General features: G+C 70.2%; 21 protein-coding genes. 10 read left to right on the top strand and 11 right to left on the bottom strand.

Annotated features, from left to right (window positions below):
- Positions 1-114 precede the first annotated feature (114 nt).
- A complete protein-coding gene (locus ACZ7M7_RS10885) occupies positions 115-705 on the top strand; it encodes a TetR/AcrR family transcriptional regulator (RefSeq protein WP_472114918.1) in 591 nt (196 codons plus the stop codon).
- A 21-nt stretch (positions 706-726) separates the two neighbouring features.
- Here the strand turns inward: ACZ7M7_RS10885 and ACZ7M7_RS10880 are convergent, their stop codons facing one another.
- The 3 genes from ACZ7M7_RS10880 to ACZ7M7_RS10870 form a co-directional block, all read right to left on the bottom strand.
- On the bottom strand, positions 727-1,320 hold the full coding sequence (locus ACZ7M7_RS10880) for a GNAT family N-acetyltransferase (protein WP_383628265.1): 594 nt from the start codon (positions 1,318-1,320) through the stop codon (positions 727-729).
- Between the two features lie 303 nt (positions 1,321-1,623).
- Positions 1,624-2,751 (bottom strand): family 2 encapsulin nanocompartment cargo protein polyprenyl transferase, encoded by a 1,128-nt coding sequence (locus tag ACZ7M7_RS10875; RefSeq protein WP_383602881.1) that lies wholly within the window; start codon positions 2,749-2,751, stop codon positions 1,624-1,626.
- A gap of 123 nt (positions 2,752-2,874) precedes the next feature.
- Positions 2,875-4,281 carry a family 2B encapsulin nanocompartment shell protein gene (locus ACZ7M7_RS10870; protein ID WP_472114913.1) on the bottom strand — a complete coding sequence of 469 codons (1,407 nt, stop codon included), beginning with the start codon at positions 4,279-4,281 and terminating at the stop codon, positions 2,875-2,877.
- A gap of 293 nt (positions 4,282-4,574) precedes the next feature.
- Between ACZ7M7_RS10870 and ACZ7M7_RS10865 the strand changes: the two genes are divergently transcribed.
- Both ACZ7M7_RS10865 and ACZ7M7_RS10860 read left to right on the top strand, forming a co-directional pair.
- On the top strand, positions 4,575-5,165 hold the full coding sequence (locus ACZ7M7_RS10865; RefSeq protein ID WP_383628260.1) for an N-acetylmuramoyl-L-alanine amidase: 591 nt from the start codon (positions 4,575-4,577) through the stop codon (positions 5,163-5,165).
- Positions 5,166-5,171: 6 nt separating this feature from the next.
- Entirely contained in the window at positions 5,172-6,143 is a 972-nt protein-coding gene (locus ACZ7M7_RS10860) for a 1-aminocyclopropane-1-carboxylate deaminase/D-cysteine desulfhydrase (protein ID WP_472114911.1), read from the top strand.
- On the opposite strand, the gene ACZ7M7_RS10855 is transcribed toward ACZ7M7_RS10860, so the two are convergent.
- Positions 6,125-7,720 carry a Na+/H+ antiporter gene (locus ACZ7M7_RS10855; protein WP_383602893.1) on the bottom strand — a complete coding sequence of 532 codons (1,596 nt, stop codon included), beginning with the start codon at positions 7,718-7,720 and terminating at the stop codon, positions 6,125-6,127. The genes ACZ7M7_RS10860 and ACZ7M7_RS10855 overlap by 19 nt on opposite strands.
- Positions 7,721-7,814: 94 nt before the next feature.
- Between ACZ7M7_RS10855 and ACZ7M7_RS10850 the strand changes: the two genes are divergently transcribed.
- The 3 genes from ACZ7M7_RS10850 (at position 7,815) to ACZ7M7_RS10840 (ending at position 9,907) form a co-directional block, all read left to right on the top strand.
- A complete protein-coding gene (locus ACZ7M7_RS10850; RefSeq protein ID WP_383602896.1) occupies positions 7,815-8,075 on the top strand; it encodes a UBP-type zinc finger domain-containing protein in 261 nt (86 codons plus the stop codon).
- 270 nt (positions 8,076-8,345) lie between these two features.
- The gene (locus tag ACZ7M7_RS10845; protein ID WP_004925829.1) at positions 8,346-8,759 is read left to right on the top strand and encodes an ATP-binding protein; all 414 of its coding nucleotides are present in this window, start codon (positions 8,346-8,348) and stop codon (positions 8,757-8,759) included.
- A gap of 17 nt (positions 8,760-8,776) precedes the next feature.
- Positions 8,777-9,907, top strand: a complete 1,131-nt coding sequence (locus ACZ7M7_RS10840) for an RNA polymerase sigma factor SigF (RefSeq protein WP_383602899.1) — start codon at positions 8,777-8,779, stop codon at positions 9,905-9,907.
- Positions 9,908-9,928: 21 nt separating this feature from the next.
- Here ACZ7M7_RS10840 and ACZ7M7_RS10835 read toward each other — a convergent pair whose 3' ends face one another.
- Positions 9,929-10,375 (bottom strand): hypothetical protein, encoded by a 447-nt coding sequence (locus ACZ7M7_RS10835; RefSeq protein ID WP_451169439.1) that lies wholly within the window; start codon positions 10,373-10,375, stop codon positions 9,929-9,931.
- A 283-nt stretch (positions 10,376-10,658) separates the two neighbouring features.
- Between ACZ7M7_RS10835 and ACZ7M7_RS10830 the strand changes: the two genes are divergently transcribed.
- Together ACZ7M7_RS10830 and ACZ7M7_RS10825 are read left to right on the top strand one after the other, a co-directional pair.
- Positions 10,659-11,627, top strand: coding sequence for a diacylglycerol/lipid kinase family protein (locus ACZ7M7_RS10830; protein ID WP_383602905.1), 969 nt, complete (start codon positions 10,659-10,661; stop codon positions 11,625-11,627).
- A 319-nt stretch (positions 11,628-11,946) separates the two neighbouring features.
- The gene (locus ACZ7M7_RS10825; RefSeq protein WP_006142322.1) at positions 11,947-12,204 is read left to right on the top strand and encodes a WhiB family transcriptional regulator; all 258 of its coding nucleotides are present in this window, start codon (positions 11,947-11,949) and stop codon (positions 12,202-12,204) included.
- Between the two features lie 183 nt (positions 12,205-12,387).
- Here the strand turns inward: ACZ7M7_RS10825 and ACZ7M7_RS10820 are convergent, their stop codons facing one another.
- On the bottom strand, positions 12,388-13,863 hold the full coding sequence (locus ACZ7M7_RS10820) for a sensor histidine kinase (RefSeq protein ID WP_383602908.1): 1,476 nt from the start codon (positions 13,861-13,863) through the stop codon (positions 12,388-12,390).
- Positions 13,864-14,278: 415 nt separating this feature from the next.
- The gene (locus ACZ7M7_RS10815) at positions 14,279-14,920 is read right to left on the bottom strand and encodes a TetR/AcrR family transcriptional regulator (protein WP_383602911.1); all 642 of its coding nucleotides are present in this window, start codon (positions 14,918-14,920) and stop codon (positions 14,279-14,281) included.
- A 95-nt stretch (positions 14,921-15,015) separates the two neighbouring features.
- On the opposite strand from ACZ7M7_RS10815, the gene ACZ7M7_RS10810 reads away from it, so the two are divergent.
- The gene (locus ACZ7M7_RS10810; protein ID WP_472114905.1) at positions 15,016-15,768 is read left to right on the top strand and encodes an SDR family oxidoreductase; all 753 of its coding nucleotides are present in this window, start codon (positions 15,016-15,018) and stop codon (positions 15,766-15,768) included.
- Here the strand turns inward: ACZ7M7_RS10810 and ACZ7M7_RS10805 are convergent, their stop codons facing one another.
- Positions 15,769-16,857, bottom strand: a complete 1,089-nt coding sequence (locus ACZ7M7_RS10805; RefSeq protein WP_472114902.1) for an SIS domain-containing protein — start codon at positions 16,855-16,857, stop codon at positions 15,769-15,771. It abuts the gene before it with no gap.
- Positions 16,858-17,086: 229 nt separating this feature from the next.
- Between ACZ7M7_RS10805 and nagB the strand changes: the two genes are divergently transcribed.
- A complete protein-coding gene (gene nagB / locus ACZ7M7_RS10800; RefSeq protein ID WP_383602919.1) occupies positions 17,087-17,872 on the top strand; it encodes a glucosamine-6-phosphate deaminase in 786 nt (261 codons plus the stop codon).
- Between the two features lie 132 nt (positions 17,873-18,004).
- Here nagB and ACZ7M7_RS10795 read toward each other — a convergent pair whose 3' ends face one another.
- From ACZ7M7_RS10795 to ACZ7M7_RS10785, 3 genes are all read right to left on the bottom strand, one after another.
- Positions 18,005-18,535, bottom strand: a complete 531-nt coding sequence (locus tag ACZ7M7_RS10795) for a hypothetical protein (RefSeq protein WP_472114899.1) — start codon at positions 18,533-18,535, stop codon at positions 18,005-18,007.
- Complete coding sequence (locus ACZ7M7_RS10790; RefSeq protein ID WP_003998028.1) at positions 18,532-18,780, bottom strand: helix-turn-helix transcriptional regulator; 249 nt, start codon at positions 18,778-18,780, stop codon at positions 18,532-18,534. Before ACZ7M7_RS10790 ends, ACZ7M7_RS10795 begins: the two co-directional genes overlap by 4 nt.
- Positions 18,781-18,863: 83 nt before the next feature.
- Positions 18,864-20,345, bottom strand: a complete 1,482-nt coding sequence (locus ACZ7M7_RS10785; protein ID WP_472114896.1) for a glycoside hydrolase family 3 protein — start codon at positions 20,343-20,345, stop codon at positions 18,864-18,866.
- Between the last annotated feature and the right edge of the window lie 7 nt (positions 20,346-20,352).

Here is a 20,352-nt window from a genome sequence, read left to right as displayed (position 1 = left end):
TTCGTAGGGTGTCGAACAACCACTTCGGTTGTAGTGCTTCAGTTGTAGTACTTCGCTTGTAGTGGTTGCAAGGGCATTTCCCGGACCGACTGGAAGTGAGAGAGGGGATTCCGCATGGCGGGCAATCCGGAGCGCCGGGCCGCGCTCGTCGACGCGGGCGTAGAGGTGCTCGCCCACGAGGGGGCACGCGGGCTGACGTTCCGCGCGGTGGACGCCGAGGCCAGGGTGCCGGTCGGCACCGCCTCCAACTACTTCACCGGGCGCGACGACCTGCTCCGCCAGATCGACGCCCGGCTGCACGTGCGGCTCGCGCCCGACCCGGAGGTGATCGCCGGGCTGCTCACCCGGCCGAAGGACCGCTCCCTCGTCACGGCCTTCATGCACGACCTGATGGCCCGCGCGACCCGCGACAGAACGGGCTATCTGGCCCTGCTGGAGATGCGCCTGGAGGCCCAGCGGCGCCCCGAGCTGCGCTCCTCCTTCACCAAGTCGGTGCGCGGCGACCTGGACGAGGCCCTGGAGTTCCACCGCAACGCCGGACTGCCCGGCGGCGACGAGGTCGTCACGGTGCTCTATCTCGCGGTCCTCGGGCTGCTCCTGGAGCACCTGACACTGCCCGACGTCCTGGACGGCGTTCTGCCCGGGGTCGGCGTGCCGGACGGGCTGGTCGAGCGGATCGTGGCGACGATCGTGCCGGAGGAGTAGCTCAGGGCTGCCGCAGGCGGCTCAGCCGCGCGGTTCGCGCCACATCGGCCACATCCGGGGGCCGTCCGGGAGGTCGAGGGGACGGCCCTTGAGCTCGAAGCCGAGACGCTCGTACAGGTGCCGGCTGCGGTCGCTGCTCGCCTCCAGATAGGCGGGCAGGCCGTCCTGGTCGCAGCGGTCGAGCACCGCGTTCATGAGCGCGGTGCCGAGTCCCTCACCCTGGCGCTCGGGTGCCGCGGCGATCATCCACAGGTATTCGTGCGCACGGCCCGCGGGATGGACACCGGCCGTCAGGCGGCCGATCATCTCGACGCGCTCGTTGTCCGGGTCGACGTCCTGGCGCAGCAGCGCGGGCCCGTCGTCGTCCTGGTCGTGCTCGACGTCCGGCACGGACATCCACAGCGCACATGCCGTGCCGTCCTCGGTGAGGTCTATTCGGCCATGGGCCAGCACGATGTCGGTGAACGCGGCCATCAGCCTGTGGTGAGTCGCACGGCGGTACTCCTCGCCCGGGAACACCCAGCCGCTGACCGGATCGTCCTGGAAGGCCGCGTCCAGCAGCCGGACCACCGACTCCCGGTCCGCCTCGCCCGCCGTCCGGATCGCCACGCCCATCTCCACCCGCCCCTTCGCGTCAACCGGCCTTGATCGTAGGGCGATGAGAGTCTGCGTGCGGTCCGTGGGCCGACATTGTCGAGATACGGCCCGTACACAGCAACCCGGTCGACCGGTGACCCGCTCCACGGCACCCGGCACGCAGAGGCGGGCCCCGCACACCGTGGGGATGTGCGGGACCCGCCGGTCCGAAGCCGCTCGGCGGCCGTACGGGGTCAGGAACCGTACGGCCCCGAGGGCTCCGGGGTCTTCACCGTCGGCCGCCGCGACCTCGACCGGTTCGGCCGCCGGCTGCCGCGGCCCTCAATTGCTGCGCCGCGTCACGAACTCGGCCAGGGCCAGCAGTCCGCCCGCCTCCTCCGGGTCGGGCACCGCGCGGGCCAGCTCCTGCATGGCGCGGGCCATCCGCTCGGCGGCCTGGGTCTGCGCCCAGTCGCGGCCACCGGCCCGCTCGACAGCCAGCGCGGTCCGCTCCAGGTCCTCCTTGGCGTACGGCACTTCGTACAGCGCGGCCAGCTCCGCCGCCGCCGGACCGCCCGAGGTCAGCGCGGCGACGACCGGCAGGGACTTCTTGCGGGCGGCGAGGTCCGCGCCGGCCGGCTTGCCGGTGTGGCTCGGGTCGCCCCATATACCGATCACATCGTCGATGAGCTGGAAGGCGAGCCCGGCCTCACGGCCGAACGCGTCCAGCGCCGCCACGTCCTCGTCCGCCGCGCTCGCGTACAGCGCGCCGAGGGCACAGGCGCACCCCAGCAGCGCGCCGGTCTTGGCCTCGGCCATGGCGAGCACCTCGTCGAGGCCGACCTCGCCGGGGTCCAGCTTCTCCATCGCCGTGTCCGCCTGCTGGCCGGCGCACAGCTCGACCACGCAGTCCGCGAGCCGGGCCGCGGCAGCCGCGGACGCCGGGTGCGGGTCCTCGGCGAGCAGCCGCAGGGCCAGCGCCTGGAGGGCGTCCCCCGCGAGGATCGCGTCGGCGTCGCCGAACACGGTCCAGGCGGTCGGCCGGTGCCGGCGGGTGGTGTCCCGGTCCATCACGTCGTCGTGCAACAACGTGAAGTTGTGGACCAGTTCCACCGCCACCGCCGCCCGTACGGCAGTCGCCCGCGCCCCTGGTCCGCCGAGTGCGGCGGCCGCGGTGAGGACGAGCGCGGGCCGGATCGCCTTGCCGGCGTTGCCCGCCGCCGGGGTGCCGTCCGGGTGCTCCCAGCCGAAGTGGTAGCGCGCGATCCGGCGGAGGGACGGCGGCAACGACGCGATGGCGGCGCGCAGTTCGGGGTCGACCGACGCCCGGACGCGCTCCAGGATCACCTCCGCCTCGGGCCCGTCGAGCGAGCCCGGCCCGCCGTCCGTCTCGGTCGCGATGGGCCCTTGCCTTTCGAGCGTCTCAGTGGACGGCCCCGCCCCGGCGGGGCGTTGCTGCGTCTCCGTCATGAACTCACCCATGGCATCGCCTCGGAGAGTCGGCGGACGGTGGCCCTTCCGCTACGGCTGGGCGCCTACGCCGAGGGTCTACCCACACGGGAAGCGCGGGACACGGCGCAGTGGCGGCAAAGGTCACCGCCAGCGCCCGATCTCGACGTTCTCCAGCACACCGAGGGCGTCCGGCACCAGGACCGCGGCCGAGTAGTAGGCAGTCACCAGGTACTTGATGATGGCCTGTTCGTTGATGCCCATGAACCGGCAGGACAGGCTCGGCTCGATCTCGTCCGGGATGCCCGCCTGCTGCAGTCCGATGACGCCCTGCTCCCCCTCGCCCGTACGCATGGCGATGATCGAGGTCGTACGGGCGTCGGTGACCGGGATCTTGTTGCAGGGGAAGATCGGCACCCCGCGCCAGGTGGGGATGCGGTTGCCGGCCATCTCGATGGTCTCCGGGACCAGGCCGCGCTTGTTCAGCTCACGCCCGAACGCGGCGATCGCGCGCGGGTGGGCGAGGAACAGCTTGGTTCCGCGCCGCCGGCACAGCAGCTCGTCCATGTCGTCGGGGCTGGGCACGCCGTCGTGCGGCTGGAGTCGCTGGTCGTACTCGCAGTTGTTGAGCAGCCCGAACTCGCGGTTGTTGATGAGCTCGTGCTCCTGCCGCTCCTTCAGGGCCTCCACCGTCAGGCGCAGCTGCTGCTCGGTCTGGTTCATCGGCTGGTTGTAGAGGTCGGCCACGCGCGAGTGGATGCGCAGCACGGTCTGGGCGATGCTCAGTTCGTACTCACGGGGCCGGGCCTCGTAGTCGACGAAGGTGTGCGGGATGTCCGGCTCACCGCTGTGGCCGGCCGCCAGGTCGACCTCCTTCTCGCCGTACTTGTTGGTGCGCTGCTGGGGGATCGACCGCAGCTGCTCGAGGTGTTGGCCGAGCGTCTCCGCGCGCTCCGCGACCCGCTCGACGTCGTGACGGGGCAGGACGAGCACCGTGCACGCGGTGGCCGCGCGGACCGTGTACTCCCAGATGGCGTCGGAGTCGAGCAGCGCCTGCTCGCCGAGGTAGGCGCCGTCGGCGAGCACGCCGAGGGACTCGTCCTCCCCGTAGGGGCCGGTGCCGAGCTTCTCGACCCTGCCGTGCGCCAGCAGGAGGACCTCGTCGGTCTGGCTGCCGAACGAGGCGATCAGGGACCCCGCCGTGAACTCCCGCTGCTGGCAGCGCTGGGCGAGCTCGGCGAGCACGTCCTCGTCCTCGTACGACCGCAGGGCCGGGAGTTCGCGCAGCTCGGCCGGGATGACCTCGACGCGGTCCCCGGTCTTCACGAACGTGACCCGGCCGTCCCCGACGGCGTAGGTCAGACGGCGGTTCACCCGGTACGTGCCGCCCTGCACGTTCACCCATGGCAGCATGCGCAGCAGCCAGCGGGAGCTGATCTCCTGCATCTGGGGTGCGGACTTGGTCGTGGTGGCCAGGTTCCGCGCGGCCGCCGTGCCGAGGCTCTGCTGCGGCTTGCCCTGCTCAGTGCGGACCTCTTCGCCTACCGACATTAGGAATTGCCCTCCCGGTCGTGCACCGGCGCCTGTCCGGCGCCACGAATCGCGATCTCCGCGACCGAGCCTTCCATTACGGAGGGTGCCGGTGCTATTACCCGAAAGAGCGGGAATGGATCACTGTCCACTGGGCAAATAGAGGGACCTTGTCCACTGGCGCCGTCTCTGTGATTGGCCAAAACGACTCGCACACCGTGCGAGTCGAGGAGTCCCGTGAGGCCGTTTTCGGTAAAGCACCGATACGAGTCGGCCGCGGTGGGCGGTCGGCGCACGGCGCGAAGGGGGCGGTCATGGCCTCACCCATGTCCGCGAGCAGATTCCTGGAGAGACTTCGGGCGGAGGGTGCGACTGTCGTCGAAGTCGGCGACTGGGAGCACCACAACCGCAACCACGTGGGGCCGTGGGGCCCCGTCCACGGCGTGATGATCCACCACACGGTGACCAAGGGCAGTGCGCACACGGTGGAGCTCTGCCGCAAGGGCTACGAGGGGCTGCCCGGGCCCCTGTGCCACGGCGTCATCACGAAGGACGGGCGGGTGCATCTGGTCGGCTACGGCCGCGCCAACCACGCCGGGCTCGGTGACGACGACGTTCTCCGTGCGGTCATCGCCGAGACCGCGCTGCCTGCCGACAACGAGGCCAACACCGATGGCAACCGGCACTTCTACGGCTTCGAGTGCGAGAACCTGGGTGACGGACAGGATCCCTGGCCGGCGGCACAGTTGGAGGCGATCGAGCGGGTGTCGGCGGCTGTGTGCCGACATCACGGGTGGACGGAGCGGTCGGTGATCGGGCATCTGGAGTGGCAGCCCGGGAAGGTGGATCCTCGGGGGTTCACCATGGCTTCGATGCGGGCGCGGATCCGGGATCGGTTGTCCTAGGGCGGGATGCCTGAGGCGGACCGCGCCTGCTACCGGCACCAGGCGGGCGACAATGGACTGGTGACACGCCTTGACCTGACCGATCTGCGGCCCCGGCTCCCCTCGCCGGTGCAGGAGGTTGTGGACGCCCGGTTCGGGCGGGGTGGCGTTCGGCTGGTTCTCAAGCGGGACGACATGATCCATCCGGAACTGGTCGGCAACAAGTGGCGCAAACTTGTGCCGAATCTGGCGGCGGCGGGTGGGCGCACGGTTGTCACTTTCGGCGGCGCCTACTCCAACCACTTGCGAGCCACCGCTGCCGCGGGGCGCCTGCTCGGGCTGAGCACGGTCGGTGTGGTGCGGGGCCAGGAGCTTGGTGAGCGGCGCCTCAATCCGTCGTTGGAACGGTGCGTGGCCGACGGCATGCGGCTGCACTTCGTCGACAGAGCGACTTATCGACGCAAGACCGAGCCGGAGACGCTGGCGGCCGTTCTGCGGGCGGCGGGCGCGGAAGGGGCGTACGTCGTTCCGGAGGGTGGCAGCAATGCCCTCGCCGTACGGGGGTGCCGGGCGCTCGGGGAGGAGCTGCGGGGGCAGGCCGATGTGGTCGCCGTTGCCTGTGGGACGGGCGGGACGCTAGCGGGGCTGGCCTCCGGGCTGGAGCCTGGGCAGCGGGCCCTGGGCGTGCCCGTTCTCAAGGGTGGCTTCCTGGGTGAGGAGGTACGGGGGCTGCAGGCGGAGGCATTCGGAGGGCCACGGGGTGACTGGTGGCTTGATGAGCGGTTTCACTTCGGGGGGTACGCCCGTACGACTGCTGAGCTCGCGGCCTTCGCCGACGATTTCGAGGAGCGGCATGGGATGGCTGTTGAGCGTCTCTATGTCGCCAAGTTGTTGTATGGGCTTGTCGTGCTGATGGAGGAAGGCGCCTTTGCGCCCGGCGCGACGGTCGCCGCCGTCGTCACCGGGGCTCCGTTCGAGGCTCAGCCCGCCTCGCGATAGGCAGCCGCCTCCTCCAGGTCCAGCCTGCGCAGCAGTGTCCGCAGCATCTCGTCGTCGATGAAGCGGCCGTCCCGTAGTTTCACGAACACCGCTCGCTCGGTGCCGATCACCTCGCGGGACAGGCGGCGGTAGGTTTCGTCGACGGACTCGCCGGTGATGGGGTTGGCCTGGCCGAGGCGTTCCCAGACGGAGTTGCGGCGGCGTTCCAGGACGGCTCGCAGACGGTCGGCAAGGGCCTCGGGGAGGGCGTTGCGGTCGTCGGAGAGGAGTTCCTCCAGGCGTCGTTCGGCGAGGCGGGAGGCCTGTGCCTGGGCGTTGGCCTCGGCGAGGGTCTCGGCCTGGGTGTCACGGCCGGGCAGCTTCAGCAGGCGGATCAGCGGCGGAAGGGTCACGCCCTGGACGACCAGCGTGCCGATGACCGTCGTGAAGGTCAGGAAGAGGATCAGGTTGCGCTCGGGGAACGGCTCGCCGCCGTGCATCGTGAGCGGGATCGAGAAGGCGATGGCCAGTGACACCACGCCTCGCATGCCGGCCCAGGAGATGATGAACGGGCCCTTCCAGGTCGGGTTCTCCTCGCGTTTGCGGATCCGCGCGGACAGCATGCGCGGCAGGAAGGTCGCCGGGTAGACCCACACGAAGCGTGAGGCGACGACCACCGCGAAGACGGCGATGGCGTACCAGGCGGCGCGGGTTCCCTCGTACTCGCCAAGGCCCTTGAGCACCACCGGCAGCTGCAGTCCGATCAGGGCGAACACCGCCGACTCCAGTACGTACGCGACCATCCTCCACACGGCCTCCTCCTGGAGGCGGGTGGCGAAGTCGACCTCCCACGCGCGGTGTCCCAGGTACAGCGCCACGACCACGACCGCCAGCACTCCGGAGGCGTGCACCTGCTCGGCGGCCGCGTACGCGACGAACGGGATCAGCAGCGAGAGGGTGTTCTGCAGCAGCGCCTCCTTCACGTGGGTGCGCAGCCAGTGGATCGGCACCATCAGCACCAGGCCCATGCCGATGCCGCCGAACGCCGCGAGCAGGAACTCGCCGATGCCGCCGGCCCAGGTGGCGCCCTCACCGACGGCGGCCGCGAGCGCCACGCGGTAGGCGGTGATCGCGGTGGCGTCGTTCACCAGGGACTCGCCCTGCAGGATCGTGGTGATCCGGGACGGCAGCCCCACCCGGCGCGCGACCGCCGTCGCGGCGACCGCGTCCGGCGGCGCCACCACCGCGCCCAGCACCAGCGCCGCGGTCAGCGGAAGACCCGGCACGACCAGATACGCGATCCATCCGACGGCGAAGGTCGCGAACAGCACGTACCCGACCGACAGCAGCATCACGGGCCGCATCTGGGCCCGCAGATCGAGATACGAACTGTCCGTCGCCGCGCTGTGCAGCAGCGGGGGCAGCACCAGCGGCAGGACGATGTGCGGGTCGAGGGTGTACTCGGGCACGCCCGGCAGGTACGACACGAGGAGGCCGACGGCGACCAGCAGCAGCGGCGCCGGCACGGGCGTCCGCCGAGCGGCCGCGGCAACAGCGGCACTCCCGGCCACCAGCAACAGCAGTGGCATCACATCCATGCGCCTCGCCCACCCTCGCCCTTGTGCATCGCCGTCGCGGCCCGCCCTCGATTTTCCGCGCCGTCGTGCGCGTGGCCGTCGTAACCTGGCAATCATGAAACAGTGCACGCACGCCGACGCGCTGCCGCACCCGGAACCCGATCCGCTCAACGACACATGTCCCGAGTGTCTGGCGGAGGGCTGGCACCCGGTACAGCTGCGGCTCTGCCTCACCTGCGGTCACGTCGGCTGCTGCGACTCCTCGCCGGGGCGACACGCCACGGAACACCACAAGGAGTCCGGCCACCCGATCATGCGGACGTTCGAGCCCGGCGAACTCTGGCGCTGGTGCTTTGTCGACCACGTACTCGTGTGACGGGGACGTACGCTGGACAACCGAGGATCCGGACGGTTCGACCGTCTGACGCCTGGGTACGTCAAACCGGCGCGCGCTCTTCCCAATTGGGCCCGCAGACCCCCTAGCCACGGAGCGTGTCCGTGTGTTTACTATGAGTGACAGCAAGGGGTTGGGGTCCTGGGGACAGGAAAGTTCAGAGCGCGATAGCGTCACCGCTGAACCACAGATCGCGTTACCCCGGGGGGCGACCCTCGGCCCCGAGAAGCTTGTACCACCTTGGAGGTGAGGGTGTCCCAGATCGCAGGCGAGCCCGCGACCCAGGACTTCGTGGAAGTCCGGCTGCCGGCTGCGGGTGCCTACCTGTCGGTGCTGCGTACGGCGACTGCCGGCCTCGCGGCCCGTTTGGACTTCACCCTCGACGAGATCGAGGACCTGCGCATCGCGGTGGACGAGGCCTGCGCGATCCTGCTCCAGCAGGCCGTGCCCGGCTCGGTACTCAGCTGCGTCTTCCGACTCGTCGACGACTCGCTCGAGGTCACCGTCTCGGCCCCGACCACGGACGGCCACGCCCCCTCCAGGGACACCTTCGCCTGGACCGTCCTGTCGGCCCTCGCGGGCAAGGTCTCCTCCGCCGTGGACGAGGACAAAACCGTTTCGATCAGCCTCTACAAACAGCGCGGCGCGGGACCCGGGCCGGCGTGAGGAACGGGGACGGGCCGGTGCGGGACGAAGAGCGCGGCACACGGGAGCTGCCGGACGGCACTGCCCCCTGCTCGGACGGAGCCGAGAGCCTGGGAGCGGGCCCGAGCGGTCCGAGCGGTTCCCGGCGCATGGCGGACGGCATCGACGGCATCCCCGAGCAGGCCCGGCCGCACCCGGAGGACGACTCCGCGGAGGCCGGCTTCCTGGCCGACGGACGGGATGACGAAGGCGCCGTGCAGGGCGCGCCTGCGGGCGGGCGGATCGGGGTCTCCCCAGTCCGAGCGGGGGCGAGGGCTCGGGAGAGGGCAACGGGCGGGACGATGAGCGAGCACCAGCGAAACGCCGAGGACGAGGCGATGAGCGCGCACAGCGTGCAGGCCACGCAGCACGACCCTCAGGACCGCAGCGGGGCGCGCGCCATGTTCATCGAGCTGCGCAAGCTGCAGGACGGCAGCCCGGAGTACGCGAACCTGCGCAACCAGCTGGTCCGCATGCACCTGCCGCTCGTCGAGCACCTCGCGCGCCGCTTCCGCAACCGCGGCGAGCCGCTCGACGACCTCACCCAGGTCGCCACCATCGGTCTGATCAAGTCGGTCGACCGATTCGACCCGGAGCGCGGCGTCGAGTTCTCGACCTACGCGACCCCGACGGTCGTCGGCGAGATCAAGCGGCACTTCCGCGACAAGGGCTGGGCGGTGCGGGTACCGCGGCGCCTCCAGGAGCTGCGCCTCGCCCTGACGACGGCCACAGCCGAGCTGTCCCAGCAGCACGGGCGCTCCCCGACCGTCCACGAACTCGCCGAGAAGCTGGCGATCTCGGAGGAGGAGGTCCTGGAGGGCCTGGAGTCCGCCAACGCGTACTCCACGCTGTCCCTGGACGTCCCCGACACGGACGACGAGTCCCCTGCGGTCGCGGACACCCTCGGCGCGGAGGACGAGGCGCTGGAGGGCGTCGAGTACCGCGAGTCGCTGAAGCCGCTGCTCGAGGATCTCCCGCCCCGCGAGAAGCGGATCCTGCTGCTGCGCTTCTTCGGCAACATGACCCAGTCGCAGATCGCGCAGGAGGTCGGCATCTCCCAGATGCACGTGTCCCGCCTGCTGGCCCGCACGCTGGCGCAGCTGCGGGAGAAGCTGCTGGTGGAGGAGTGACGGCTCCCTGAGAGCCGCCGGCTACTTCTGATCCGGTGCGCTGCCCGGCCCGCGGATGCCGAGGGCCTGGGTGGTCGCCGGGTTGATCAGGAGCACGAGCGTGGCGATCGCGACCGCGGCGATCGCAATGCCGGCCGGGATCGCAATGCTGTCGGCCTGCAGCAGGCTGTAGGCCACCGGCAGCGCCATGATCTGCGTGATGACGGACGGCCCCCGGCTCCAGCTGCGCTGAGCGAACAGCCCTCGCGCCGCGAGCAACGGCAGCAGGGCGAGGACGACCAGTGTCACGCCCAGAGTGACGGCCTGCTGCCGATCGTCCGGATGCCCGGCGAGCCCCAGCACCAGCACCCAGACGCCCCCGACGGCCAGCGCCAGCCCTTCAAGCGCGGTCAGTGCCGCCGCATACGTCAGCCGCCGCGGACGCGGACCGGTGGTTTCCGGGGTGGTGGGGGTCTGCTGCTTGGTCACCCTTGAAGGGTAGCCCTCCGCGATATCGCCCCCGCCCGCACCTGACGGATGCCCTCTCAGCCCGCGGCGTTTGAGGACAAGGCCCCTTTGGGCCGAAGCGGGGGCCTGAGGGCGGAAGCCCCCCAGCAGGTCCCACAGTGACGCCGCCCCCCCAGGAACCCGACCGCACGGAAACCACGGCCAAGCCGACGGCAGTCCCCCGTGTCGAGACTCACGCCTCATCTCTTACTAGATCCCAACCTCGACCTGTGCCCAGTACCCCCCAGTAGGTACGCTGCCAGTCATGCGTGCACTTCTCGTGGTCAATCCGGCAGCAACCACCACAAGCGCACGTACGCGCGATGTCCTGATCCATGCGCTCGCCAGCGAGATGAAGCTGGAGGCGGTCACCACCGAGTACCGCGGCCACGCACGTGACCTGGGCCGGCAGGCGGCGGAGAGCGACGACGTCGACCTGGTGGTCGCCCTCGGCGGCGACGGCACCGTGAACGAGGTCGTCAACGGACTGTTGCACAACGGCCCCGACCCGGACAGCCTCCCCCGCCTCGCCGTGGTCCCCGGCGGCTCCACCAACGTCTTCGCCCGCGCCCTCGGCCTGCCCAACGACGCCGTGGAGGCGACCGGCGCCCTGCTCGACGCCCTGCGCGAAGGCAGCGAACGTACGGTCGGCATGGGCATAGCGGCCGGTACCCCGGGCACGGAGGACGAAGCCGTACCCGGCAGATGGTTCACCTTCTGTGCGGGCCTCGGCTTCGACGCCGGCGTCGTCGGCCGGGTCGAGCAGCAGCGCGAGCGGGGCAGAAAGTCGACGCACGCCCTTTACCTGCGCCAGGTGGTACGCCAGTTCCTGCAGGAGCCCAACCGCCGGCACGGCACCATCACGCTGGAGCGGCCGGGCCAGGACCCGGTGACCGATTTGGTGCTGTCCATAGTCTGCAACACCGCTCCGTGGACCTATTTGGGCAATCGCCCGGTGTACGCGGCACCTAAGGCTTCGTTCGATACCGGCCTCGACGTACTCGGTCTCAGCCGTATGTCCACGGTCGCGGTTGCCCGGTATGCAACCCAGTTGCTTACTTCGTCCCCCGAGCGTGGAGCCACTGGCAGGCATGCGGTCACACTGCACGACTTGGACCAGTTCACCTTGCATTCGAAGGTCCCATTGCCCCTTCAGATGGACGGCGACCACCTGGGGCTGCGCACGAGCGTGACGTTCACAGGCGTACGCCGTGCACTGCGTGTGATTGTGTGAGCGGAACGGGCTAAAGTCCTTTCACTCGAACGTTTAGGCCAGGATCCACCCCATGGAAGTACGGCTGTGACCTAGTCGACACCGAGGAATCAAAAAAAACTTTCCGGAAGGGGTTGTATCCGTCGCTGAGGTTTGCGAGTCTCTACGTGGCGATCGGGACGGCCCGCAAGACCGGCCTCCACTGATCACCGGAACCCCTCTTCAAATCACAGGACCTCGCCAGGGAACCTGGCGGTCGGCCCTTCACTTGTTGAGGGATTCGTGAAAGCGTTCACATTCACAAGCAACCAGCACGTAATACCAAGGAGAGGTAGCAGCCATGGACTGGCGTCACAACGCCGTTTGCCGCGAGGAAGACCCCGAGCTCTTCTTCCCCATCGGCAACACCGGTCCTGCGCTGCTGCAGATCGAGGAAGCCAAGGCCGTCTGCCGTCGCTGCCCCGTTATGGATCAGTGTCTGCAGTGGGCGCTTGAGTCCGGCCAGGACTCCGGCGTCTGGGGTGGTCTCAGCGAGGACGAGCGTCGCGCCATGAAGCGCCGTGCCGCCCGCAACCGGGCCCGTCAGGCCTCCGCCTGACAACACCCGCCCCGCAAACAGCCTGAGCTTGGCGGCGCGTACAGCGAGTACGCATCTCCCGCCCCCGAGCCGCAGCGCGCAGTACCCCTGCTTAGCGATTGCAGAGCAGCAACGAGCACTAGCCCTGGACCAGATGGTCCAGGGCTCTTTGCTGTCCCCGCCTGCTTGTGTTGCTGTCCGCCGCTACTTGTGCGACCGCACCGGGATGTCCAGGATCACCCTGGTCCCCCGCTCCGGTGCCGGGACCATGTCGAACGTGCCGCCCAACTCACCCTCCACCAGGGTCCGTACGATCTGCAGGCCGAGGTTGCCCGCGGTGTGCGGGTCGAAGCCCTCGGGGAGGCCCACGCCGTCGTCCTGGACGGTGACCAGAAGGCGGACCTGCTTCGTCGTACCGCCGCGGACGGCCGAGACCTCTACCGTGCCGGTGTCGCCCTCGCGGAAGCCGTGCTCCAGCGCGTTCTGGAGGATTTCGGTCAGGACCATCGACAGCGGGGTGGCGACCTCGGCGTCCAGGATGCCGAAGCGGCCGGTGCGCCGGCCGGTGACCTTGCCGGGTGAGATCTCGGCGACCATCGCCAGCACGCGGTCGGCGATGTCGTCGAACTCCACGCGCTCGTCGAGGTTCTGGGAGAGCGTCTCGTGCACGATCGCGATCGACCCGACCCGCCGTACCGCCTCTTCGAGGGCCTCACGGCCGCGGTCGGACTCGATGCGGCGGGCCTGGAGGCGCAGCAGGGCGGCCACCGTCTGGAGGTTGTTCTTGACGCGGTGGTGGATCTCCCGGATCGTCGCGTCCTTGGTGATCAACTCGCGCTCGCGGCGGCGCAGTTCGGTGACGTCCCGCAGGAGCACCAGCGAACCGATACGCGTGCCCTTGGGTTTGAGCGGGATCGATCGGAACTGGATGACACCGTCACCGGACTCGATCTCGAACTCGCGGGGTGCCCAGCCACTGGCGACCTTGGCGAGCGCTTCGTCCACCGGCCCCTGCGTCGGGGCGAGTTCGGCGGTGGTCTTGCCCAGGTGGTGGCCGACGAGGTCGGCGGCGAGGCCGAGGCGGTGATAGGCGGACAGCGCGTTCGGGGAGGCGTACTGGACGATGCCGTCGGCGTCGACACGGATCAGGCCGTCGCCGACGCGGGGCGAGGCGTCCATGTCGACCTGCTGGTTGGCGAACGGGAACGATCCAGCCGCGATCATCTGCGCGAGATCCGACGCGCTCTGGAGGTACGTCAACTCCAGGCGGCTCGGGGTGCGAACGGTCAGCAGGTTGGTGTTGCGCGCGATGACACCGAGCACGCGCCCCTCACGTCGTACGGGAATCGACTCGACGCGGACCGGGACCTCCTCACGCCACTCGGGGTCGCCCTCCCGCACGATCCGGCCCTCGTCGAGCGCGGCGTCCAGCATCGGGCGGCGGCCGCGCGGGACGAGGTGGCCGACCATGTCGTCCTGGTACGAGGTCGGGCCGGTGTTGGGCCGCATCTGCGCCACGGAGACATAGCGGGTGCCGTCGTGGGTGGGGACCCACAGGACGAGGTCGGCGAAGGAGAGGTCGGAGAGCAGCTGCCACTCCGAGACCAGCAGGTGGAGCCACTCGAGGTCGGAGTCGTCGAGGGCCGTGTGCTGGCGTACGAGTTCGTTCATGGAGGGCACGTGGCCGAGCGTACCTGGCGGTACGGACATGGCTGGAAACCAGCTACTGCGGGAGGCGATCGGGCCCCGGAAACACCCGCGGGCCGCGGCGCCTGAGAGGGACCCTCAGCCCTCCCGGCACCGCAGCCCGGAGCAATATCGGCCGTGGGGTGTGCGGTCCCGGTCGGCCGAAGGATGAGGAGCCGGGGCAGTCAGGGCAGAGAGCTCCGGTTCCTCGGTCCGCCTTCCTGTGCGGGGAAGGCGGAAGTCGGTGCGTTCTCGTACTACGCACTCCTTCGCATTGTGGACTAGACCACTCTGGTGTGTCCATGCGTTGGAGCGTGTTTGCTGTTGACGCTTCTTCGCGGGCTCCGAACCGGCTGGAGAAGCAGTGGGACGGCCCTGTCATCCATCACGCAGCCTAACCCGTGTGGGTTCATGTGCGAGGCCAGTTGGCCATGGCAATTTCCGCAAGTGCCTCCAGTTCCTCCCGGCTCGCCCCGTCGCGCGCCTGTTGTGACATGCCCTGGATCATCGCGCCGGCGTGCCGGGCGAGGGCGGGGGCGTTGGCGTCAGCAGGGAGGGCGCCGGTGGCGATGTCTGCTTCGATGCGGCTGCGGATGGCGGCGATGGTGGCGTTGCGCCGGTCGCGCAGGGAGTCGGCGACCTCCGGGGTCGTGCAGTTGATGGCCGCGTGGGCGATGAGGCAGCCCTGCGGATGGACGGGATCCGTATAGACGCCGGCCGCCTCTCGCAGAGTCCGCTCGACGGCCGCCCGGGAGGTGGGCTCCTCGGCGAGAGCGCGGTCCGCGAACGAGGCGTAACGCGAGGTGTAGACGCGGACGACCTCGTCGAAGAGCGAGCGCTTGTCGCCGAAGGCCGCGTACAGACTCGGGGCGCCGATGTCCATGGCGCGGGTGAGGTCGGAGACGGACGTCGCCTCGTAGCCGCGCTCCCAGAAGGCCAGGATCGCCTTCTCCAGGGCGGTTTCACGATCGAAGGAACGGGGCCGACCGCGCGTCTTCGCCGCGGGCCGGGCTCCCGCCCCCGTCTCCGTCGTCACCTCGCCGCTCACCATGGAGTGCATTTTATAGCGAGCACTAGAGAAACGTCTGCGGGCTGTTGTACGTTCTTTCTGTAGCGACCGCTAGGTAAATGCGAGGGGGCGTCGGCATGGGTGTGCTCACGGGCAGGACGGCACTGGTCACGGGGGCGAGCAGGGGGATCGGACGGGCGATCGCCGGGCGGCTGGCACAGGACGGGGCGCGGGTCGCCGTGCACTACGGCAGTAACGAGGCGGCGGCGAAGGAGACGGTCGGCGCGATCGAGGCGGCGGGCGGCAGCGCGTTCGCGATCCGCACCGAACTGGGCGTGCCCGGTGACGCGGAGACTCTCTGGGAGGCCTTCGACCGGCATGCGCAGGGCGTGGACATCCTGGTGAACAACGCGGGCATGGCGACCTTCGCCACGATCGGCGAGACGGACGAGGAGGCGTACGACCGGACACATGCGGTCAACGCGAAGGCACCGTTCTTCATCGTCAAGCACGGCCTCGGACGCCTGCGCGACCACGGCCGGATCATCAATGTCACGGCCGCCACGGATTACGCCATCGCCCCGATCGCCGCCACACACATGGCCAAGGGCGCGGTCACCACCCTGACCCGCTCACTCGCGGCCGAGTTGGCGTCGCGCGGCATCACCGCCAACTCCGTCGGGCCCGGCTTCATCGACACGGACCTGACGAGCGCCGCACTCGCCGATCCCGGCATACGCGCGCACGCCGAGGCCGTGTCGGTCTTCAAACGTGTCGGTGCGTCGTCCGACGTGGGCGACGTGGTGGCCTTCCTGGCGTCTCCCGACTCCCGTTGGGTCACGGGGCAGCACATCGACGCGACCGGGGGCTCGCTGCTGAGCCTGCACTAGTCAGCGCGTCTCCGTCACCTTCGCCAGCGCCCGCGGCGCGTCCGGGTCCTGGCCTCGGGCGATGGTGACCTCGTAGGCGAGGAGTTGGAGCGGAAGGATCTCCAGGATCGGCTGGAGCTCCTCGGCGACGCCCTCGGTGGGCAGGACGAATCCGGCCGAGGCCTGCTCGACCTGGTGCCGGGCGCCGATGACGACCAGGTCGGCGCCGCGGCCGCGGAGCCGGTCGAGGACGGGCTGGAGGACCTCGCCGCCCTTGCCGTCGGTGACGACCGCGATGACCGGGGAGACGTTGTCGACCATGGCGAGCGGGCCGTGCAGCAGGTCGGCACCGGAGTAGGCGAGGGCCGGGATGTAGCTGGTCTCCATCAGCTTGAGGGCGGCTTCCTTGGCCGTGGGGTAGCCGTAGCCGCGGGAGGTGATCACCATGCGCTCGGCGAAGCGGTAGCGGGCGGCGAGGGTGCGCACCTCGTCCTGCCGGGCGAGCAGTTGCTCGGCGAGGTCCGGGACCGGCAGGGCGGGGGTGCCGTCACCGCCGCGCAGACCCTCGACGAAGAGGTAAAGGGCGAGAAGGGAGGCCGTATAGGTCTTGGTCGCGGGCAGGGCCCTCTCCGGTCCGGCCATGATGTCGAGGTGGTACTCGGAGACGGCGACCAGCGGGGAGTCGGGGTTGTTTGTCACCGCAAGCGTGACCGCGCCGGCCTCGCGGGCGGCCCGGGTCGAGGCGACGACGTCCGGGGAGCCGCCGGACTGGCTCACGATGATGACCAGGACGTCGGTGAGGTCGGGACAAGCGCCGTAGGCGGTGGTGGTCGACATGGAGGTCAGGCCGCAGGGTAGACCGAGGCGGACCTCCATGAGGTATTTGGCGTAGAGCGCGGCGTTGTCGGAGGTGCCGCGGGCGGTGAGCAGGACGAAGCGGGGTGCGCGGGCGGCGATCTCCTGGGCGACGCGGCGGATGGCGGGGGCGCCCTGGGACAGGATCCTGCGCAGCACGGCGGGCTGTTCGGCCATCTCGCGGGCCATGATCCGGCCGGGGAAGTCGTTGTGAGGGGCGTGCGGGTCGGGAGGGTACGGGGTCGAGGTGGTCATGGGACCCTCCCTGCTCTCGCGCCCACTGCCGGGCATGGCGCCTGTCGCTTCCGGCGGACAGTCTCCATTCCACTCCCCCATGGGCAATAACGCCTGCCCGACGGTCCGCCGAAATGTCCACGAGGCTTCCGTTCACCTGGGCCGCATAGCCTCGCTCTGTTAGATTGGTCTAAACCACATGCCCCTTCAGGGTGCCCTTCGAGACCTACTTCAGATCGGCAGGCCCAGCGTGGAAGTTGTCATCGTTCCGGACGCCAAGGCGGGTGGCGAGCTGATAGCCGAGGCCATGGCTCAGCTACTGCGGCGCAAGCCCGACGCCCTGCTCGGCGTGGCCACCGGCTCGACGCCACTGCCCATCTACGCGGCACTCGCGGCCAAGGTACGCTCGGGCGCCGTCGACGCCTCGCGGGCGCGGGTCGCGCAGCTCGACGAGTATGTGGGGCTGCCCGCGGAGCACCCGGAGTCGTACCGGTCAGTGCTGCGTCGCGAGGTCCTGGAGCCGCTCGGGGTCGGGATGGACGCGTTCATGGGGCCGGACGGTACGGCCGAGGACGTGCCCGGGGCGTGCGAGGCGTATGACGCGGCGCTGGCCGAAGCCGGGGGCGTGGACCTGCAGTTGCTCGGGATCGGGACCGACGGGCACATCGGGTTCAACGAGCCGTGCTCCTCGCTGGCGTCCAGGACCCGGATCAAGACGCTGACCGAGCAGACCCGGGTCGACAACGCGCGGTTCTTCGACGGGGACATCGAGCAGGTGCCGCATCACGTCATCACCCAGGGGATCGGGACGATCCTGGAGGCGAGGCACCTGGTGCTGCTCGCCACCGGTGAGGGCAAGGCGGACGCGGTCGCCGCGACCGTCGAGGGGCCGATCGCGGCCGTCTGCCCGGCCTCGGCGCTGCAACTGCACCCGCACGCGACGGTCGTCGTCGACGATGCCGCCGCGTCCAAGCTGAAGCTGGCCGACTACTTCCGGCACACGTACGCCAACAAGCCGGAGTGGCAGGGGATTTAGGGGGTCGTGCAGGCCGGGCATGCGTAGAGCGGGCACCCGCGATGAGGGGGCCCGCCGTACGCTCGCCGGACATGCGCCGGTTCCAGAGGCCGGCTACCTCGCCGGTTCCAGGGGCAGGCTGCCTTGCCGCTTCTAGAGGCCGGTCGCCTCGTCCTCCGTCGGCTCGTCCTGTGCGGTCAGGCCGGCCACCCACAGCGGCATCAGCCAGTGGGCCGCGAGGACGGCGGCGAGGACGGGCGCCGCGTGGACGCGGAGGGCGTCACCGTCGGCCGCGCCCGCCGTCAGCAGGCCGACCACGGCCGCGAGCAGCAGGCTCGTCATCGCGCGGTGGGCGCGGGCGAGCACCCGCCTGCGCTCGGCCGACTGCCGCTCGTCGAGGGCGCGTTCGCGTAGTTCGAGCAGGCCCCGGGTGGCGCCGTTGATCACGCCTGTCGCCACCATCCAGGGCAGCATCAGCACCGCCGCGGCGACGACGGCCCACATCGGCTCCGTCGACGAGAGGGAGAAGTACGCGGTCAGTGTTCCGATGGCCGCGGTGAGTGCGACATGCGCGGCGACCACCAGCCGGCGACGCGTGGTAGTGGCGTACAGCGGGCGCCCTCGGGGGTCGTTCATCAACCGCAGCATGCTCCGGTCGTAGCGCGTCAGCCGCGTCGTGGTCATGACTGTTTCCTCCCGTAGACCTCGTCCGTGAGCGGCCGGAACGGTTCGAGGGAGAACAGCGCCTCGACCGGCAGTCCGAAGAACTTCGCGATCTTCAATGCCAGGTCGAGGCTCGGGTTGTACTGCCCCCGCTCGATGTAGCCGATGGTCTGGTAGTGGGCTCCCACTGCCTCGGCCAGGCTCTGGCGCGACACCTTGCGCTCGGCACGCACCATCGCCAACCTGTTGTGCACCTGCTCGCTCATGTATAAGAAGTACTACATTCAGGAGTGGAGCTGCAACCACAGGGCATCGAGCGGGTCGCGGAGAGGATTCAGCCTCGGGGGCCTCACGCCCCGGCGATGACCTCCGCCGCCGCACGCCCGCACACGCGGGCCGCTCCGTACGTGGCGATGTGCAGGGCGCCGCGGGCCTTGGCCTGGGGGACGCCCATTTCGACGACGACCGTGTCCGGGCGGGATCGCAGCAGGGTGTCGAGGGCCGTTGCCATCCAGGGGTGGCGGTGTTCGTCGCGGACGACGGCCACCATGCGGCGGCCGGCCGCTGCCTGCAGCGCCTCCTGCCCCGCGTCCTCCCCCGCGTAGCCGCCGGTTTCGGTGCCGGGGAGCAGCCGGGCCAGTTCGGCGGCGACGCCCCAGGGGGTCTCGTCGCCGACGGCGATGTTCGCGACCGGGGTGAAGGCGGCGACGTACGGTGCCTCGGCGAGTGGGGTGAAGCCCTCCGCGCCGGTCACCTTCAGTGCGCGCCGGGCGGCGACGAGGCCCACGTCCGGACGCGCCTCGCCCTCGGCGCCGGGGACGGTCGTCGTCCAGTGGGCCAGCTCGCGGACCCGTTCCGCCGCCTCCGCCAGCCGTTCCTCGGGGAGTTCACCGGCGCGGACCGCCGCGACCAGGGCGTCGCGCAGACGTCGTACCGTCTCGTCGTCGGCGAGACCGCCGCCCACGCAGATCGCGTCGGCGCCGGCCGCGATGGCCAGGACGCTGCCGCGTTCGATGCCGTAGGTGGCGGCGATGGCCTGCATCTCCATGCCGTCGGTGACGATCAGGCCGGTGTAGCCGAGTTCGCCGCGCAGCAGGTCGGTCAGGACGGGGCGGGACAGGGTTGCCGGGTGGTCGGGGTCCAGGGCCGGAACCAGGATGTGCGCGCTCATCATCGCCCTCGTGCCGGCGGCGATCGCCGCGCGGAACGGGGAGAGTTCCCGGTCGGCCAGGACCGAGGCCGCCGCGTCGATGCGGGGCATCGAGTGGTGGGAGTCGACCGCCGTGTCGCCGTGGCCCGGGAAGTGCTTGGTGCAGGCCGCGACGCCGGCCGACTGCAGGCCGGTGACGTAGGCGGCGGTGTGCCGGGCGACCAGGGCGGTGTCGGCGCCGAAGGAACGTACGCCGATGACCGGGTTCGAGGGGTTGGAGTTCACGTCGGCCGACGGGGCCCAGTTGAGGTTCACTCCGCAGGCTGCCAGGCGGCGGCCCATCTCGAAGGCCACCTCCCTCGTCAGCTCCACGTCGTCCACCGCGCCCAGGGCGTGGTTGCCCGGGAAGCTGGAACCGGTCCGCACCTCCAGCCGCGTCACATCACCCCCCTCCTCGTCGATCGCGACCAGCACGTCGTCGCGCTCGGCGCGCAATTGGGCCGTCAGGGCGGCCAGTTGCTCGGGCGTGGCGATGTTGCGGCCGAACAGGCCGACGGAGGCGAGGCCCTCACCGAGGCGGCGCAGCAGCCAGTCGGGGGCGGTGGTGCCGGTGAAGCCGGGCTGGAGGACGGTCAGGGCATCCCGTGTCAGAGTGTCGGTGCCGCTGGCGAATGTCGTCATCGGGTGG

Source organism: Streptomyces sp. NPDC111606, assembly GCF_055656945.1.
This window is presented reverse-complemented; position numbering and strand designations above follow the sequence as displayed.